Origin of the sequence: Devosia enhydra (assembly GCF_900119845.1) — a bacterium.
Taxonomy (GTDB): Bacteria; Pseudomonadota; Alphaproteobacteria; order Rhizobiales; family Devosiaceae; genus FPKU01.
Genome location: NZ_FPKU01000001.1, coordinates 1,567,610 through 1,584,103, shown reverse-complemented (window position 1 = coordinate 1,584,103; position 16,494 = coordinate 1,567,610). Strand labels below are relative to the sequence as shown.

Annotated in this window: 20 protein-coding genes; 8 read left to right on the top strand and 12 right to left on the bottom strand. The window is 65.0% G+C overall.

The window, feature by feature from the left end; genetic code table 11:
* Positions 1 to 115 precede the first annotated feature (115 nt).
* Positions 116 to 865, top strand: coding sequence for an electron transfer flavoprotein subunit beta/FixA family protein (locus tag BT183_RS07630; protein ID WP_072340521.1), 750 nt, complete (start codon positions 116 to 118; stop codon positions 863 to 865).
* A 2-nt stretch (positions 866 to 867) separates the two neighbouring features.
* Positions 868 to 1,797 (top strand): electron transfer flavoprotein subunit alpha/FixB family protein, encoded by a 930-nt coding sequence (locus tag BT183_RS07625; RefSeq protein WP_072340519.1) that lies wholly within the window; start codon positions 868 to 870, stop codon positions 1,795 to 1,797.
* On the opposite strand, the gene BT183_RS07620 is transcribed toward BT183_RS07625, so the two are convergent.
* From BT183_RS07620 to BT183_RS07585, 8 genes are all read right to left on the bottom strand, one after another.
* Positions 1,794 to 2,936, bottom strand: a complete 1,143-nt coding sequence (locus BT183_RS07620) for a succinylglutamate desuccinylase/aspartoacylase family protein (protein WP_072340516.1) — start codon at positions 2,934 to 2,936, stop codon at positions 1,794 to 1,796. The genes BT183_RS07625 and BT183_RS07620 overlap by 4 nt on opposite strands.
* Positions 2,937 to 2,942: 6 nt before the next feature.
* Positions 2,943 to 3,689 (bottom strand): ABC transporter permease, encoded by a 747-nt coding sequence (locus BT183_RS07615; RefSeq protein ID WP_072340514.1) that lies wholly within the window; start codon positions 3,687 to 3,689, stop codon positions 2,943 to 2,945.
* Entirely contained in the window at positions 3,686 to 4,537 is an 852-nt protein-coding gene (locus BT183_RS07610; RefSeq protein WP_084603317.1) for an ABC transporter permease subunit, read from the bottom strand. The genes BT183_RS07615 and BT183_RS07610 overlap by 4 nt, the downstream gene beginning before the upstream one ends.
* Positions 4,538 to 4,591: 54 nt before the next feature.
* Complete coding sequence (locus BT183_RS07605; protein WP_072340511.1) at positions 4,592 to 5,344, bottom strand: transporter substrate-binding domain-containing protein; 753 nt, start codon at positions 5,342 to 5,344, stop codon at positions 4,592 to 4,594.
* Between the two features lie 103 nt (positions 5,345 to 5,447).
* Positions 5,448 to 6,242, bottom strand: a complete 795-nt coding sequence (locus BT183_RS07600) for an ABC transporter ATP-binding protein (RefSeq protein WP_072341730.1) — start codon at positions 6,240 to 6,242, stop codon at positions 5,448 to 5,450.
* Positions 6,243 to 6,635: 393 nt separating this feature from the next.
* Positions 6,636 to 7,634 carry a sensor histidine kinase gene (locus BT183_RS07595; RefSeq protein ID WP_072340508.1) on the bottom strand — a complete coding sequence of 333 codons (999 nt, stop codon included), beginning with the start codon at positions 7,632 to 7,634 and terminating at the stop codon, positions 6,636 to 6,638.
* Between the two features lie 91 nt (positions 7,635 to 7,725).
* Positions 7,726 to 7,890, bottom strand: a complete 165-nt coding sequence (locus BT183_RS07590; RefSeq protein ID WP_072340505.1) for a DUF1328 domain-containing protein — start codon at positions 7,888 to 7,890, stop codon at positions 7,726 to 7,728.
* 129 nt (positions 7,891 to 8,019) lie between these two features.
* Positions 8,020 to 8,814 carry a response regulator gene (locus BT183_RS07585; protein WP_072340502.1) on the bottom strand — a complete coding sequence of 265 codons (795 nt, stop codon included), beginning with the start codon at positions 8,812 to 8,814 and terminating at the stop codon, positions 8,020 to 8,022.
* 267 nt (positions 8,815 to 9,081) lie between these two features.
* On the opposite strand from BT183_RS07585, the gene BT183_RS07580 reads away from it, so the two are divergent.
* The 6 genes from BT183_RS07580 (at position 9,082) to BT183_RS07555 (ending at position 14,952) form a co-directional block, all read left to right on the top strand.
* The gene (locus BT183_RS07580; RefSeq protein ID WP_084603316.1) at positions 9,082 to 9,279 is read left to right on the top strand and encodes a NepR family anti-sigma factor; all 198 of its coding nucleotides are present in this window, start codon (positions 9,082 to 9,084) and stop codon (positions 9,277 to 9,279) included.
* Positions 9,280 to 9,282: 3 nt separating this feature from the next.
* The gene (locus BT183_RS07575; RefSeq protein WP_072340496.1) at positions 9,283 to 9,834 is read left to right on the top strand and encodes an RNA polymerase sigma factor; all 552 of its coding nucleotides are present in this window, start codon (positions 9,283 to 9,285) and stop codon (positions 9,832 to 9,834) included.
* A gap of 102 nt (positions 9,835 to 9,936) precedes the next feature.
* Entirely contained in the window at positions 9,937 to 10,692 is a 756-nt protein-coding gene (locus tag BT183_RS07570; RefSeq protein ID WP_143145699.1) for a Crp/Fnr family transcriptional regulator, read from the top strand.
* A 105-nt stretch (positions 10,693 to 10,797) separates the two neighbouring features.
* Positions 10,798 to 12,198: a sensor histidine kinase gene (locus tag BT183_RS07565; protein ID WP_072340490.1), complete on the top strand. Its 1,401-nt coding sequence runs from the start codon at positions 10,798 to 10,800 to the stop codon at positions 12,196 to 12,198.
* A gap of 159 nt (positions 12,199 to 12,357) precedes the next feature.
* Positions 12,358 to 13,278: a diacylglycerol/lipid kinase family protein gene (locus BT183_RS07560; protein WP_072340488.1), complete on the top strand. Its 921-nt coding sequence runs from the start codon at positions 12,358 to 12,360 to the stop codon at positions 13,276 to 13,278.
* Positions 13,279 to 13,455: 177 nt separating this feature from the next.
* Positions 13,456 to 14,952 (top strand): sensor histidine kinase, encoded by a 1,497-nt coding sequence (locus tag BT183_RS07555; RefSeq protein WP_072341727.1) that lies wholly within the window; start codon positions 13,456 to 13,458, stop codon positions 14,950 to 14,952.
* Between the two features lie 101 nt (positions 14,953 to 15,053).
* Here BT183_RS07555 and BT183_RS07550 read toward each other — a convergent pair whose 3' ends face one another.
* The 4 genes from BT183_RS07550 to BT183_RS20740 all read right to left on the bottom strand — a co-directional run bounded on the left by BT183_RS07550 (position 15,054) and on the right by BT183_RS20740 (position 16,418).
* The gene (locus BT183_RS07550; protein ID WP_072340485.1) at positions 15,054 to 15,497 is read right to left on the bottom strand and encodes a hypothetical protein; all 444 of its coding nucleotides are present in this window, start codon (positions 15,495 to 15,497) and stop codon (positions 15,054 to 15,056) included.
* A gap of 5 nt (positions 15,498 to 15,502) precedes the next feature.
* Positions 15,503 to 15,865: an ElaB/YgaM/YqjD family protein gene (locus BT183_RS07545; RefSeq protein ID WP_072340482.1), complete on the bottom strand. Its 363-nt coding sequence runs from the start codon at positions 15,863 to 15,865 to the stop codon at positions 15,503 to 15,505.
* 191 nt (positions 15,866 to 16,056) lie between these two features.
* Entirely contained in the window at positions 16,057 to 16,215 is a 159-nt protein-coding gene (locus tag BT183_RS07540) for a DUF3309 family protein (protein ID WP_072340479.1), read from the bottom strand.
* Positions 16,216 to 16,247: 32 nt separating this feature from the next.
* Positions 16,248 to 16,418: a hypothetical protein gene (locus tag BT183_RS20740; RefSeq protein WP_177282422.1), complete on the bottom strand. Its 171-nt coding sequence runs from the start codon at positions 16,416 to 16,418 to the stop codon at positions 16,248 to 16,250.
* Between the last annotated feature and the right edge of the window lie 76 nt (positions 16,419 to 16,494).

Here is a 16,494-nt window from a genome sequence, read left to right as displayed (position 1 = left end):
GCTGTCGCGATCAAAAGCGTGCCGGCAAAGAGAGGTTTTTGGCTCGCGCCGCTTGCGCGAGGCGCCCTGCGGTGGCACCACCGCCTCCACAAGCCTCTGAGTGAAAGGGCCCGGCATGAAAGTTCTGGTTGCGGTCAAGCGCGTTGCGGATGCCAATGTCCGCGTGCGGGTCAAGGCCGATGGCACGGGCGTCGAACTCGACAACGTCAAGATGTCGATGAACCCGTTCTGCGAGATCGCGCTCGAAGAGGCGGTCCGCCTCAAGGAGGCCGGCAAGGCCACCGAGGTCATCGCCGTCTCCATCGGGCCGGCCAAGGCCGAGGATACGCTCCGCACCGCGCTGGCCATGGGCGCCGACCGCGCCATCCTGATCCAGGCCGATGGCCGGGTCGAGCCGCTGGCTGTCGCCAAGCTCCTCAAGGCCGTGACCGAGAAGGAAGGCGTCGATCTCGTGCTGCTCGGCAAGCAGGCCATCGACGATGATTCCAACCAGACCGGCCAGATGCTCGCCGCCCTGCTCGGACGTGGGCAGGCCACCTTCGCCAGCAAGCTCGACATCGCCGATGGCGTTGCCACCGTCACCCGCGAGGTCGATGGCGGGCTGCAGACCATCGCCCTGCCCCTGCCCGCCGTGGTGACCAGCGATCTGCGCATGAACGAGCCGCGCTTTGCCTCGCTGCCCAACATCATGAAGGCGCGCTCCAAGCCCCTCGCCAAGACCCAGGCGGCTGATTACGGCGTCGATGTCGCCCCGCGCCAGACAGTGCTCAAGGTCGAGGAGCCGGCCGGCCGCAAGGGCGGCGCCATGGTGGGTTCGGTCGCCGAACTCGTCGAAAAGCTCAAGACCGAAGCGCGGGTGATCTGATCATGACGACACTTCTCATCGCCGAGCACGACAATGAAGTGCTCAACGCCCAGACCGCCCATGCCCTGACGGCCGCGCGCGCCCTCGGCCAGCCGGTCCACATCCTCGTCGCAGGCGCCGGCTGCGCCGCCGTCGCCGATGCCGCCGCCCGTCTCGAGGGTGTCGAGCGCGTGCTGCTGGCCGACGATGCCAGCCTTGCCGCCCAGCTGGCCGAGCCGGTGTCCGCCCTTATCGTCGGGCTCGCCGAGCGTTATGACGCGGTGGTCGCGGCGGCCACTACTACCGGCAAGAACCTCCTGCCGCGCGTCGCCGCATTGCTCGACGTCATGCAGGTTTCCGATATCGTGACGGTGGTTTCGCCCAGCACCTTCAAGCGGCCGGTCTATGCCGGCAACGCCATCGAGACGGTCGAGACCTCCGATACCATCCGCGTGCTCACCGTGCGCACCACCGCCTTCGATGCGGCCGGCGCAGGTGAGGCGGCGCCCATCGACACGGTTCCGGCCGCCGCCGATCCCGGGCTCAGCCGCCATGTCAGCGACGAGGTCGCCCGCTCCGAACGCCCCGAACTCGCTGCCGCGCGCATCGTTGTCTCCGGCGGCCGCGCGCTCGGAAGCAAGGAGAAGTTCGATGCCCTGATGCTGCCGCTGGCCGACAAGCTCGGCGCGGCCATCGGCGCGAGCCGCGCCGCCGTCGATGCCGGCTACGCGCCCAATGACTGGCAGGTGGGCCAGACCGGCAAGGTCGTCGCCCCCGATCTCTACATCGCCTGCGGCATCTCTGGCGCCATCCAGCACCTGGCCGGCATGAAGGATGCCAAGGTCATCGTCGCCATCAACTCCGACCCCAATGCGCCGATCTTCGCCCTCGCCGATTACGGCCTTGTGGGCGATATCTTCACGCTGGTGCCGGAATTGACCGAAGCGCTCTAATCTTCGAGCAGATATCCGCCGACGCGGCCGGGAAGAGGGGTTTCGCCGACGATCTTGGCGATGCTCGTTCCGCGTCGGGCGTATTTCTGGGTAAGCCGGGAAATGATGATGCCGTCAGTGCCGGCGCGGATGGGCGTACGGGCGATGAAGGCCTCAGGGCCCGAGAGCGCGACCAGGTCGGCGATGATATCGCCCTTTTTAACCCGATCACCCAGGCCGACGCGATAAGCGACGAGACCGGGTGCATCGACCCGCACGATCTCGGTCGCGTCGAGCGGCAGCGGGGCAGGTGCAGGCTCGGGCAGGGTCACAGGATCGGCGGCGATCAGCCCCTCTCCGACGAAAAAGCCGATAAGACCCTCGGCATCCTTTTGCGCCAACGCATCGAAGGTGTCGGCGCGGCCGCGATATTCGAGCGTCGCCGCGACGGGCTGGATGGGGATCGGCTTGTCCGGATGCGCCTTTGCCAGCAGGCGAAAGAGCTGCGGCAGCATTTCATCGAAGGAGAAGCCGCCGCTGTCGGCGGCGGTCAGGGTATAGGCGCCGCCCATCCAGCCGGCCAGCTTGTGCATCGGCGCGGCGCATTCGGGGGCGGTGAAGATATGGGGCAGGGCCTCATCGTCGCAGTGAAGGTCGAGCACATAATCGGCGTCATGGGCTTCGCGCAGGAGCGCAAGGCGCATCTGCTGGCCGGCTGAGGCAGGCGACTGGGTGTCGAGCCATTCGGCAATTGCATTGCGGATCGCTGCGATGTTGGCCTTGGGATCAGCGCCCAGCAGCGGCGCGACCGTTTCCCCGATCATCGCGAAGAGATCGGGCCAGCGCCGGTTGTGATTGACCCCGGTGCCGAGGTCGTAGCGGCCCATATGGGTGCGGTGGAGCACATGGGCCATGCCGAGCGGATTGGCCATGGGCACCACCGAAAAGCGGGCGGAGAGGCGGCCTTCGGCTTCCGCCTGTGCGAGCAGAGGCAGAAGGTGGTGGAGGATGAGCATGCCGGGCTGCTCGTCGGCATGCATGCCGGCCTGCAGATAGACCTTCCGTCGCGCATCCGGCGGTCCGAAGCGGAAGAGGGTCAGCTCGGTCCAGCTGCCGGGGGCATCGCCTGAAATGGCGAGGGAGATGGGAGAGAGCGTCATGAAGCCTCAGAGCCAGCGGGGGGCGTAGCGGATGCGGCGGTCGGGCTCGGCGGGCAGGTGAGCCATCAGCCGGCGATAGATGCGCCTGAAGATGAAGAAGATCACCAGCGAGATGGCGAGAAAATAACCCGCTGCCACGGAGAAATGCAGGAAGACGTTGTAGTCGCGCTCGAAGAGTTCGCGCGCCTTGTTCATCAGATCCTGCTGGTTGTCGATGACGGGCAGGGTGAAATAGACGAGCGCCGTGGCATGGAAGAGGAAGACCACTTCGTTCGTATAGGCCGGCCAGGCGATGCGGATCATGTGCGGCCAGGTCACGAAGCGGAACTGCTGGAGCCGACTCATGCCGAAGGCGCGACCCGCCTCGACCTCGCCCTTGGGAATGGTGCGCAGCGCCCCGTAGAGGATTTCAGCGGTATAGGCCGCCGTGTTCAGCATCAGGATGGCCGGGCCAAGGAACAGCGGCGACAGCATCAGCCAGCTAATGCCCCAGGGCCGCCAGAGCGGAATGTTGAGCGAGAGCACCAGCGAATAGATCATGAAGAGCTGGATGAAGAACGGCGAGCCGCGAAAGGCGTAGATATAGCCCCGGCTGAAGGCCGAGGTCAGCCGGTTGTGCGAGGCCTTGCCCAAAGCCAGCAGCACCGCGAACAGGAAGCCCAGCGGAATGGCGGCAAAGGCGAAATAGATGTTGAACAGCGCCGGCCGCGCCATGAGCGCGATATCGGCGAAGATGGCATCGAGAAGGTTCATGCCCGCGCCTCCGCCACTGCCATGCCGCGCCCGGCCCAGCGGGTGAGGGCGGCAAAGCCCTTCTCGGAGAGGAAGGTCAGCAGCACGTAAAACAGCAGGAGGACGAGGTAGTAGTACCAGCGCCAGTCGGGGTGGACGAGCCCGGCGCTGGGGGTAAAGTTGGGCGCGCCCAGCCGGCCGGCCCATGAGACGATGTCGACGATCTGCAGGAGCGACAAAAGCGCGGTCGCCTTGATCAGCAGCAGCCAGACATTGGAAAGCCCGGGCAGCGCGTAGATCCACATCTGCCGGACACGGATCCGCCAGAACACCTGCGAAGCGGAAAACCCATAGGCGCGCGCCGCCTCGATCTGGCCGCGCGGCACCGCGTTGAGGGCGCCGTGGATGACATTGGCGGTAAAGGCGCCATAGACGATGCCGAGCGAGACGCTGGCGAGCAGGAGATATTCCCACGTGCCCAGGATCCAGTTCGCCGCAGGGCAGGGCGGCCAGCGGCCCGGGTTGGCGGCTATATCTTCGGGCGAGCAGATGACGCTGCTCGCCATCCATTCCACCCCCTGCTCGAAAGCGAGGGGGAAAAAGAGGAAGAACAGCACGTCGGGCACGCCGCGCACCATATTGACATAGGCCTTGCCGAAAAGCCGCACAGGAAGGGCGCGGCTGCCGACCATTCCGGCGCCGAGAAGCCCGAAGCCGAGCGCGCAGAGCCCGCCCAGCAGAGCGGCGATCAGCGTGAACTGCACACTCGAATACCAGGCGAGGTGCCGGCCATCGGTGAGATAGCCGAACCAGAACAGCGCCTCATCGCCCAGACCATCGGCCAGCCAGGCCGGCAGCAGATCGACCATCTTGCCCCCGCAGAAAAGAGGCCGGCGTGCCGGCCCCTGAGCGCGTAAACCCGCTTAGTTGAGGTAGAACGGACCTTCGCGCTGCGGGAACCACTTGGCGATGAGGGAATCGATGGTGCCATCGGCCTTTGCGGCGGCCAGCGCCTCGTCGAGCTTGGCCTTGAGCTCGGTGTCGGACTTGCGCAGCCCGGCCCCGACACCGCCGCCGACCTCGACTTCGGGCCCGACCAGTTCAAAGCCGCCCGAGGAGTTGGCAACGATCTCGGTCACATAGGATTCGTCGGCAAGGATCACGTCGATCGATCCGGCCGAGAGATCGGCCAGGGCCTGCGGCGCCTGCTCGAACGAGACGATGGTGTTCCCCTGAGCCAGGTTGTCGCCAGCATAGCCGGCCTGGATGGTGTTGGACTGAACGCCGATGCGGACGTTCTGCAGGGAGTCGAAATCGATCGTCGTACCGGTCAGCACCATGTAGCGCGACACGTCCGGCGGGGAGTAATCTGCGGTAAAATCAATGCTCTGCTGGCGCTCTTCGGTGATCGACATGCCGGCGAGGATGGCATCGTAATTGCCGGCCAGAAGGTTCGGGATGATGGTATCCCAGTCATTGATCACCCACTCGCAGGTGAGCCCGGCGCGCTGGCAGAGTTCGTTGCCCACGTCGATATCGAGGCCGGCGACCTGGCCGTTGGCATCCATGAAATTCCAGGGCTCATAGGCCCCTTCGGTTCCGAGCCGGACGGTCTGGGCCGAGGCCCCGACGGTGAGCATCGCGAGCGCGAGGCCGGAAAGGAGGAGTGTCTTCATCAGTGCTTCCCTGTTCGTGCGCCGGCCTGTCGCCGGGCTTGTGGTTGTCGCCGGCTTTGTGCCGGCTTGACGCAAGGCTAACGCATTTTACCGTTTGGTCAAATCAGGCATGCTGTCCGGCCGCAAGAAAGCGTTGGAGACGCTCCGAACGCGGCGCGCCGAAGACCTCTCGAACCGGGCCTTCCTCCTCGATCAGGCCTTCGTGGAGGAAGACCGCTCGACGCGCCACCGACCGGGCGAACTCCATGTCGTGGGTGACGAGCACCATGGTGCGACCTTCCTCGGCGAGCAGGCGGATGACGCGCAGCACCTCACCCTCGAGTTCGGGGTCGAGCGCCGAGGTCGGCTCATCGAACAGCATGAGGCGCGGATTGATGCAAAGCGCCCGGGCGATGGCGGCGCGCTGCTGCTGGCCCCCAGAGAGCTGGGCCGGGAAGGCGTCGGCCTTTTGCGCAATGCCGACTTTCTCGAGCATGGCGAGGGCCTCCTCGCGCACTTCGGCTTTCTCGCGGCCCTGCACCTGCAAGGGCGCGGCCATGACATTGTCGAGCACGCTCATATGGCTCCAGAGATTGAACGACTGGAAGACCATGCCGATGCCCGAGCGGATGCGCCGCAGCTGCTTTTCATCGGCAGCACGGCGATGCGGGCCCTCGCTCGTCATGGCGACAGCCTCTCCGCCGATCACGACGCGTCCGCGATCGGGCACCTCGAGCAGGTTGATGCAGCGCAGGAGCGTCGATTTGCCCGAGCCGGACGAGCCGATGAGCGCGACGACCTCGCCCTCGCCGGCGGTGAGCGAGATGCCGCGCAGCACCTCCAGCGTCCCGAAGGATTTGTGGATGTCCTCGAGCTGGAGCAGGGGCGGCTGTGCGGATGAATTGGCGGCGCTGATCATGAGCGCATGCAAATCTGCCACATACCGGCTTGTCCAGCATTTTCATGCGGGAGCGGCGATGGAACCACACGCCATCCGCCCCGTTTCAGGAGGGACGCCGCCAGCGCACCAACCGGTGGCTCATACGGAGACAAGCAGGCAAAAGATCTGCGGTCTCCGCATCAAGGCCCGCCAAGAGGCTGAACGGCGTCGTCGACGCAGATGAACCCGGCAGGATCCGGGTTACGAAAGACCGGCATCCGGATTGCTCCGGCAGCGAGATCGGTATCGACCAGAATGCCCCGCTACGGCGGGGCTTTTCTTTTTGGGGCGGTGTGTCGCCCAAGCGCCAAGTTTCGATTGGTCTTTTGTCCGGATGTTGAACCGATGACCAGCTGGCCTGGACGCGGCAGGTCAGCTGGCAATCTGGTCGGCGGGAATGCTGAGCCGGTAGCGCACCTGATCCTTGTCGATGCTGAATTCGGCCGATCCGCCCACGGCATCGGGCACGATGCGATCAAGGATCAGCATGCCGAAGCGACGCGGCCTGTGCCCCGCCGATGGCCGCGGTCCGGGGTTGCGCTCTGTCCAGACCAGTTCGAGGGTCTCGAAGGCGGAGGGTCGCGGCAGGAGCCTTGCTGTTATCGCGACGGTGCCGACCGGATCGGTCGAAAGCGCGCCGTGCAAAACGGCGTTGGTCGCAAGCTCGTGCAGCGCCAGCCCCACATGCAGTGCGGCATTGGGCCCCAGCATCACATCATCGCCCTTGAGCGAAATGGAATTCGATCCGCTGCCCAGCCGACTGATCTGCCCGATTACCAGGTCGCGCAGAAGCGCACCGCGCCAGTTGGTGTCGGTGACCAGATCCTGCGTGCCTGCAAGGGCTTGCAGGCGGCCGCGGAACTTGTCGAGAAAGTCCTGCATGCTGCCCGAATGCGTCCCGGTCTGCATGGCGATGGACTGGACGATGGCGAGCAGGTTGCGCGAGCGGTGGCTGACTTCGCGCAAGAGATTGGCGATCGCATGCTCGCGCTCACGCTCGACCGTGATATCGGTGATGGTGCTGATGAGCCCCACAAGCGCGCCCTCGCCGTCGATATCGGGCGACATCGCCACCTCGAAGGTGCGGGCGCGGCCCGAATTCTGGCAGTGGACCTCTGTGGTGCGGGCGAGCTGGTCACTGAGCACGTCGACGCGCAGCGCCGTCAGCCGCTCCGCCAGATCGGCATTGTAAAGCTCGGCATCCGTGCGCCCAAGCGGCTCTGTGGCCGGCCAGTGCGGCGGCAGGTTCTCGGAAAAATCGCAGATGACATCGAGCCTGTGATGCTGGACCCCAACATGGCGGACCTGGAGGGCCGTGGTAAGGGCGCGCATGCGCGCCGCCTGGCCGAGATCGATCGCACCGTTGCGCATTTCATCCTCATCAGTACGCGACACGCGGGGACGAAAAGGGCGGCCCTGCCAGTGGCGGGCCGCCCGAACTGCTTTCAACCGGCGTCAGACCTTACGCGCGGCGGACAAGTCCGACGATAAGCGAAATGACCAGGAAGCCGAGAAAAAGAAAAAACAGGATCTGCGCGATACCGGCCGAAGCGCCGGCAATGCCGCCAAAGCCAAGAACGCCGGCGATGAGCGCGATCACGAGAAAGACGAGGGCGTAGTACAGCATCTGTTTTGCTCCCAGACAGTGATGATTTCTGTCTTGACAACGAGCTCAGTATCTGGGCGGTTCCAAATGCGGAAAGAAAAAGGCCGGGACTTTCGGTCCCGGCCATCAACCACTGCGCCACTACTGCCGTTAGGCTGCGGCGCGCGAACCTTCGTCAAAGAACAGCGCCTGGCTGATCAGCGCCTTCACCATGTCGGGATTGAAAGGCTTGGTAACGAGGAAGGTCGGCTCCGGGCGCTCGCCGGTGAGGAGGCGCTCGGGGAAGGCGGTGATGAAGATCACCGGCAGCGGATGATCCGACAGAATGTCGTTGACCGCATCGATGCCCGACGAGCCATCGGCAAGCTGGATATCCGCGAGGATCATGCGCGGCTGGGTCTTGCCGTAGAGCGCCAGCGCTTCCTTGTGGGTGCGTGCCACGCCGACCACGGTATGGCCCAGGCTCTCGACGAGTTGCTCGATATCCATGGCGATCAGAGGCTCGTCCTCGATGATCATGATCTCGGTGGCAACCTGACGCGAGATGTCGTTGGAGGCCTCGTCGAGCAGCCCGGAGAACTCGTCGGACGACACATCGAGGATTTCAGCGGCCTGCGCCGGATTGAAGCCTTCGACGGCCACGAGCAGGAAGGCCTGCCGGGCGCGCGGGGCGAGATTGGCAAGATTGGCCTGGGCCCGCTTTTCCCACGCAAAAGTCGTCATCGGCTCGGGGATTTCGACGGCCGAGGACGTAAACAGCTTCGAGAATAGCTTGTAGAGCGCGATGCGATCGTTGGACGCTTCGGGGAAGATCGATACGTCAGCGATCAGGGCCTCAAGGGTCGCGGCCACATAGGCATCGCCGGAAGTCTGCGAGCCGGTGGTCGCGCGCGAAAAACGCCGCAGATAGGGAAGGTGCGGAGCGATCCGCGAAGATAAAGTCATCGAGTGACTCCTTGACGCCTTGGTAGGATTGACCTCAGCGGGAAACGGGCTGCGATAAAATTCGTTCCTTGGCCTCGGAACTTTTTTTGTGGCCCCGCATTAATGATTTCCAGACCATGGCAAGCGGGCAGGTGTCGGCAGGGATGCGGCAGTGCCGCAGGCCGCGATGCGCATCGCAGTGTGGCATTTGGGCTCGCAAGAGCCTTATCAGGGGGCGGAAGCGCCAAAGGGCGGCTTCAGGGCAGGTTGATGAAAGACGGATCAGCAATGACTTCAAATTCTAGGTCGCGTCGCGGCGAGGCCGAGGACGGGCTCGGCGCCAATTCGGACATTGGAGCAAAACTGCGCGCCCTTTATGGCGCCGTGCAGGATGAGGGCATTCCCGAGCAACTGCTCGACCTGCTCGAGAAGCTCGACCAGGCCGAGCAGAGCGCCCGCTCGGCCTCCAGTGCCAAGAGCGAGTAGCCCATGCGTGAGGAAACCCCGTCGTTCAAGCGAGAGCTTCTGGCGACCCTGCCCAGCCTGCGGGCTTTCGCGGTCTCGCTCTGCGGCAAGCACGACAAGGCCGACGACCTCGTGCAGGATACGGTGATGAAAGCCTGGGCCAAGCAGTCCAGCTTCGAGATGGGCACCAATATCAAGGCCTGGCTCTTCACCATCCTGCGCAATGAATTCTACTCGCAGATGCGCAAGCGTGGCCGCGAGGTGCAGGACAGCGAAGGCACGTTCACCGAACGGATGGCCGTGCACCCGTCCCAGTATGGCATCATGGACCTTGGCGATTTCAAGAAGGCGCTCGACCGGCTGCCCGATGATCAGCGCGAAGCCATCATCCTGATCGGCGCATCGGGCTTTTCCTACGAGGAAGCCGCCGAGATCTGCGATTGCGCCGTGGGCACCATGAAGAGCCGCGTCAGCCGCGCCCGCAGCCGGCTGCAGACCGAGCTCAAGGTCACCGGTGAGGGCGATTACGGTCCCGACGCCGTTTCGGCCCAGGTGACGAGCACGCCGCATATCTGATTCCGCCCGCGTCATTTCAGTTTGACGTTCCGGATCCCGAGCGGGGCGCTTGCATGGCGTCCCGCTTTCGGGCAAGGCTCGCCCCATCTATTGGGGACGCCGGTGACCGCCACGCAGCCGCAGATCAACAGACGCATTCCGTGCGAGCTCTGCCCGCTGCGACGGCTGGACTACTTCCGCGACTTCACGCCCGAGGAACTGAAGTTCGTCTCCGGCTTCAAGCGCGGCGAACTGGTCGTCGACCAGGGCGCCATGGTGCTCTCCGAAGGGGCGCATAGCGCGCAGCTTTTCACGCTGCTGTCGGGCTGGGCCTTCCGCTACAAGAGCCTCGAAGACGGTCGGCGGCAGATCCTCAACTATTTACTGCCCGGTGATCTCGTTGGCCTTCAGGGCTCGATCATCGGGGAAATGGAGCATTCGGTCGAAGCGCTGACGCCTGCGACCTTCTGCGTCTTCCAGCGCGAAGATTTGCCGGTGCTCTATCGCGAGCAGCCGGGCCTTGCGTTCGACGTCACCTGGCTGGCATCGCGCGAGGAGCGCATGCTCGACGAAAACCTGCTCAGCATCGGGCGGAGAAGCGCGCTCGAGCGGGCGGCCTATCTCATTGCCTTCCTTTATCAGCGCGCCATCACGGTGGGCATGGGCAACGGCAAGCGCGTGTCCTTGCCGATCACCCAGCAGCATGTCGCCGACACGCTCGGTCTCTCCATCGTCCATACCAACAAGACATTGCGCAAGCTGGCCAGCCGTGATCTCATACGCTGGCAGGGTCGTTCCTGCGAAGTCGTGGATGAAAAAGAGCTTTTGGCCGTGGCCGGCTGGGATGGGCTGGTTGAGGGGCGGCGGCCTCTGATCTGACCGCTGTCTCAATACGGCCATCGAGACGATCTAATTCGGGGGTGCAGGGCGTCTCGGTTGAGCTGCGCGAGCGGTGAACCGGGACCTCCGAGATCGGACCAGGCAATGACTGATGCGACCGCCGATTCGACCCTGTCAGCGCCGCCGCGCCGCGGCAGGCGCCGTCGTATCGCAATAGCGCTGGCGCTCACTTTCGTTTTGCTGGCGGCCGGCGCATCTTTGTTCCTCGTGCGCGGGGTTGAGACGCAGATCGACGATATTGCCGTGGCCAGCGATGTGCGGCGCTACGCCCACGAGCTGATCATCGCCCTCGTGGATGCCGAAACCGGGCAGCGCGGCTATCTCCTCACCCAGGATCGTCAGTATCTCGAGCCTTATGGCGCCGCCGTTGCCTCGATAGACAACACCTACCAGACGCTTCTGTCGCTGTTGCCGGCCGAGACCGAGCAGCGCGCCCGGATTTCCGGGCTCGAAGGCTCAATCAGCGCCAAGCGCGAGGAAATGGCGCGCACTATCAGCCTTGCCGGGACCGGGCGGCTCAACGAGGCGCTCGACATCATCCGCTCCGATGCCGGCCGTACGCTGATGGAGGACATGAGGCGAACGCTCCGCTCGTTCATCGTGGAAGAGGATGCGCGGCTGCTCGAGCGCAACGCCGCTGTGCAGGCCTATCGGCAGTGGCTGGTCGTTGCCATTCTCGCGGCGCTGGCCGGCGCCGCAGCGCTTGCCTATGTGCTGTTCTGGCGCACGCAGAAGCAGGTGACCGTACTCAGCCGCACGAGCCAGGAACTGATCGAGCAGAATGAGGAGCTCGAAGCCCATGTTCGGGCACGCACCGCTGACGCGGTGGAAGCGCGCGAGCATGCCGAGCGCGAGCGGGCCCGTGTCGAGGCCCTGTTGCAGGATACCAACCACCGCATCGGCAATTCGCTCGCCACCGTCTCATCGCTCCTGGCCCTGCAGATGCAGCGCAGCAAATCGGCGGAAGTGAAACGGGCGCTCGAATCGGCCCAGCAGCGCGTCCACGCTATTGCCTCAGGCCATCGCCGGCTGCGCCTGGGCTCGGACATGGAGACGGCGCGTCTCGACGAATTCCTCGAGGCCGTGATCGAGGACATCAAGGGCAACCAGGCCAAGGCCGGGCAGGTGTCGTTCGAGCGCGATTTCGATCCGCTGACGATCAACGCCCGCGATGCGACCACGCTTGGCATCATGGTGGGCGAGCTCATCACCAATGCGCTCAAGCATGCCTTTCCCGGCGATCGCAAGGGCACGATCCGCATCGGGATGAAGCGCGAGGCCGACGGCGTCGTCGTGCTGTCGGTTGCCGATGACGGGGTGGGCCTCTCTGCCGAGCCGCATCACGAAAACGGGCTGGGGTCGCTGATCGTCAAGCAGTTGGCGCGACAGTTCGGCGGCGAACCCCATCTTTCCGCCTCGACCGCGGGCGGGGCGCAAGTACGGGTCACCCTGCCGGAGCTTCACGTGGCGGAAGCCGACGCGTAAAACCGCGCTCAGCGGGCTCCGGGCGCGCCCCCATCCCGGCCCTTACGTGCCGGCCGGAACCATTGCCGACCCTTGACTGTTAAGGCTGCTGCGACGCGCTGGGGGCGCGCGTTCCTGCGCGTCTTGCGCCACCGACACCCCCGTTGAACGGAGCCGTCGATGCGCTTCCAGGCGATCTGCAATCGGGATGGCGGCACGTTCAAGACCACCGATCTCGATGCCTTCTGCGAACGCATCGGGGAGGCCTTTCGCGCTAATGGTCATGAGATCAGCTGTCGCGTCGTGTCGGGCGATGACCTGCAGGCGGCGATCGCCGACGCGGCCGACGATGACACGATCGATGCGATGATCGTGGGTGGCGGAGATGGGACCATCTCGTCGGCCGCCGCCGAAGCCTTCCGCACCGGCAAACCGCTGGGCGTTCTGCCAGCAGGCACGATGAACCTTTTTGCCCGCTCGCTCGGCGTGCCTCTCGAACTCGACGCTGCCGTCGCGGCGCTGGCCTCCGGCGTCGTGGGCACGGCCGACATCGCGACAGCCAATGGCCGCCCCTTCGTGCACCAGTTCTCCGTGGGCATTCATACCCGGCTCGTGGCCATCCGCGAGGGCATCACCTATCGCAGCCGCGTGGGCAAAATGGTCGCCAGCATCAAGGCGATGATCCAGGCGGTCGGGCGACCTCCGAATTTTTCGGTCCAGGTCCGCACCGATCGCGGGCTGCAGGTGCGACGGAGCTCGGGCATCTCGGTCACCAACAATCCGCTGGCCGAGGGGCACGCGCCCTATGCCGAGGGTCTCGATCATGGCGTGCTGGGCGTCTATATCGCGCGCCCGATGGGCGGATCGCAGATGCTGCGGCTCGCCGCCGGGGTGATGATCGGGCGGTGGAAGGCCAATGCCCTGATTTCCGAGCAGTCGGTGCGAAGCCTGACGCTCGATTTCCCACGCATCAGACCATCGGACCAGGCCCTGATGGATGGCGAGCTGATGCGCCTCGAGCGCACGGTGCATCTCGAGATCCATCCCGGTGCCCTCAACGTCATCCTGCCCCATCTGACGCAGGCAGAAGAAGCCGCCTGATCAATCCAGCGTCAATGTGACGGCTTGGGCCAACATTAGGGTGGCGCCCCCAACTAAGTCCCTGTAGCTATGCGCGCAATCGATCGGGCGGCGTGGAACCTCGAGGCCAGCGGCCCGTTGCATGGCACACGGGCATATCGGCGCCCGGGCCGTATGACACAGGACGCAGGACTGCAGGTGCCCGAAAGACCAGCAGCGCTTTCCCCGGATGTGTGGAACAGCGTCATCAGCCCGGACCGCCTCGCCGCCTTGAGCGCGCTGTCCATTCTCGATTCACCCGATGATCCCGATTTCGACCGGCTGAGCCGGCTTGCCGCCTCGGTCTTCGCGGCGCCGGTGGGGCTTGTCACACTGATCGACACCGAGCGGCAGTGGTTCAAATCCTGCTACGGCACCGACGTGCGGGAGACGCCGACCGGCATATCGTTTTGCGCCCATACCATTGCGAGCGAAGCGACGCACATGATCGTCCCGGATATGCTGGCCGATCCGCGCTTTGTCGACAATCCGCTGGTCACCGGCGAGCATCGCATCCGGTTTTACGTCGGCGCGCCGATTATCGTTAGAGGCGAGAAGCTGGGAACGCTCTGCGTACTCGATCGCGTGCCGCGAAACGATATTCAGCCGGGCCAGATCGAGCAGCTCAGAAGTCTTGCCGACACAGTGGCAGCACTTTTCGCACTCAAAGACGAATCGCGTGTGCGCGCCCAGACGGCGGCCGAACTCATTCGCGAGGAGTGGCGCCACGCGCTAACTCTCGAAGCGGGGAAGGTCGGCAGCTGGATCTGGGATGTCCGCACCGGCGTCGTCACGGCCAACGACATCCTGAGACGGCTGTTCGGTCTTGATCCGCACGCCGAGATCAGGATCGAGCAAATCTTCGCCGCCATCGAGGACGTTACCCGAGGGCAGGTCGAGGCGGCGGTCGAGGCCTCCTTCCGCGACGGGGTCGACTACCACAGCGAGTTCCGCCTTCAGTCCGGGCGCTGGCTGATGGGCAGGGGCCGGGTCTACCAGCGCGATGCGGCGGGCGCGCCCGAAATCATGATGGGCGTCAACGTCGATATCACCGAGGCCCATGATGGTGCCGATCGTACGCGCGTGCTGCTGCGCGAGCTCAATCACCGGGTCAAGAACACGCTGGCGATGATCCAGTCGCTGGCGCGCCAGACATTGCGGCAGAACAGCGATCCGCAGCGCTTCATCGAAGCGTTTTCCGGCCGCTTGAGAGCGCTGTCGGATGCTCATGCGCTTCTGGCTGACCGTGATTGGTCGGGGCTGCGCCTGCTCGAAGTCGTGACCTCGCAGGTCCTCGCGCATGACCGCGACGGACGCCAGGTCAGCATCGAGGGCGAGGATGTCCACCTTCCGCCGGACCATGCACTGGGTCTCGGATTGATCCTCAACGAGCTGACCTCCAACGCACGCCGCTTCGGAGCCCTCTCGGTTGCGTCCGGCAGGGTGACGCTGCGCTGGGCCCGCGACGCGCAAGGGTTGCTGGTGCTCGACTGGAAGGAGAGGGGTGGCCCGATGGTCGGCGATCCCGATCACCGCGGATTGGGCACGCGGCTTATCGAGCGTAGCCTCGACAAGGTCATCGGGAGCGCCGTGACGCTCGGCTTTCCCAGCGACGGCGTCGAGGCAAGGATAGCGCTGCCGCTTGACCCCGTCTGACCTGCATCAGCAAGACGGCCCGAGCGGGTTCGTTGTCTTGGGGAAGACGAACCCGCCCGGGCTTTTGCCGCCGAAACGAGGGCGGTTGCAGATATCGCAGCCTAATCGAGTTCGCCGTCGTTTCGCGATCGCAGGAGAAGGAAGGCGACCGTGGCCGCCCCCGCCAGAGGCAGGCCAAACCGGCGCACCAGCGGGTTTTTCAGCAGCATGGGAGCCGCGGTCAAGGCCGCGGTGGTAACGAGCGCGCGGGTCTCGGAGGCCTGGCGCTTGCTGGCTTCGGAGCGCACAACCTTGCGCTGTCGCAACGCGGCGATAGCCCAGACGATGAAGGCGATGAGCAGCGCACCGCCGGCTATCGCGAGCGGCGCGAACTCCGGGCCGATCTCGCGCAGAAGCGCCGCGTGAAGCGCGACGAGAATGAACACGAAAGCGATCAACGCAAAGAAGGCGATCGTGCCGAGCACGATCGCCTGCGCTTTCCATCGCTCCGCCAGATGTTCGACCTCGAGCCCGAGCAGCGAGGCGAGTGGCAGGAGAAGCTTCATCGCCCTTACCGGGTGAGCAGAGCGAGCACGAAGCCCACAGCCAACGCCCCGGCGACGGCCGTCAGCGGCTTCTGGCGGATGGTGTCCTTGAGTTGGCGCTCGACCTGGCTGAATTCGTCCTGCACGCTGTCGAGAGCCTGCTGGCCATTGGCCACGAGGTGACGCACCTCGCGACGGGCAGCGCCATGAGCCTGCTCGACCTTGCTTTCGCCCATGCGGGTGAGCGTATCGGCAATGCGCTTCAGGTCATCCTGCAGGCGGGAAACCTGCTCCTCGAGCTTTTCCTCGCGCGCACGGTCGACGGTGCGACGCGCGGCGTTGCGGGCCTTGCTCGCGGCATCCGCCACGACATCTTCTGTATCAGCCATTTTGACGCTCCTGGTAATTTGCGCCTTCAACGTATGGCGGCGCGAAAAGTTCCCCAGCTCAGCGGCGCGGATCTGCCAGCGCCGATGGACTTGCGCAAAAAAGAGCGCTCCGGCCGCTGGGGGAGCGGGCCGGAGCGCGGGGGCGGACCGAGGGGGGCGACCTCAGCCCGCGGGGGCTGGTGCGGTCGGGGCTAGATTCGTCCCATCAGGACAAGGATCAGCACCACGACGAGAACGACGCCCAGGATGCCCGAGGGGCCAGCGCCCCAGGACCGTGAGTAGCCCCAGGAGGGCAGGGCGCCGATCAGCAGCAGAATGAGGATGATGATAAGGATGGTACCGAGGGTCATGGCGTGACGCTCCTAAGGGTTGACGCTCTCGATCACGCGGCGATGGCGGCGAGCATGGCCGCGGCGGTCGCGATGATCCCCATAGCGGGGATCATGGCGCCCAGCACGGCGCGATAATTGGTGCGGGCGTCAGCCTCATCCGGGGTCCATGCCATGGCCGAACGGCCGGCAGCTTCGAGCTTGGCGATATCGATGGTGGTCATCGCGTCATACTCCTGGCCTTGGACCGCAGTGTGCGACGACGCCCTCATGCGCCCTGTCGTCTGCGATCAACTGCGC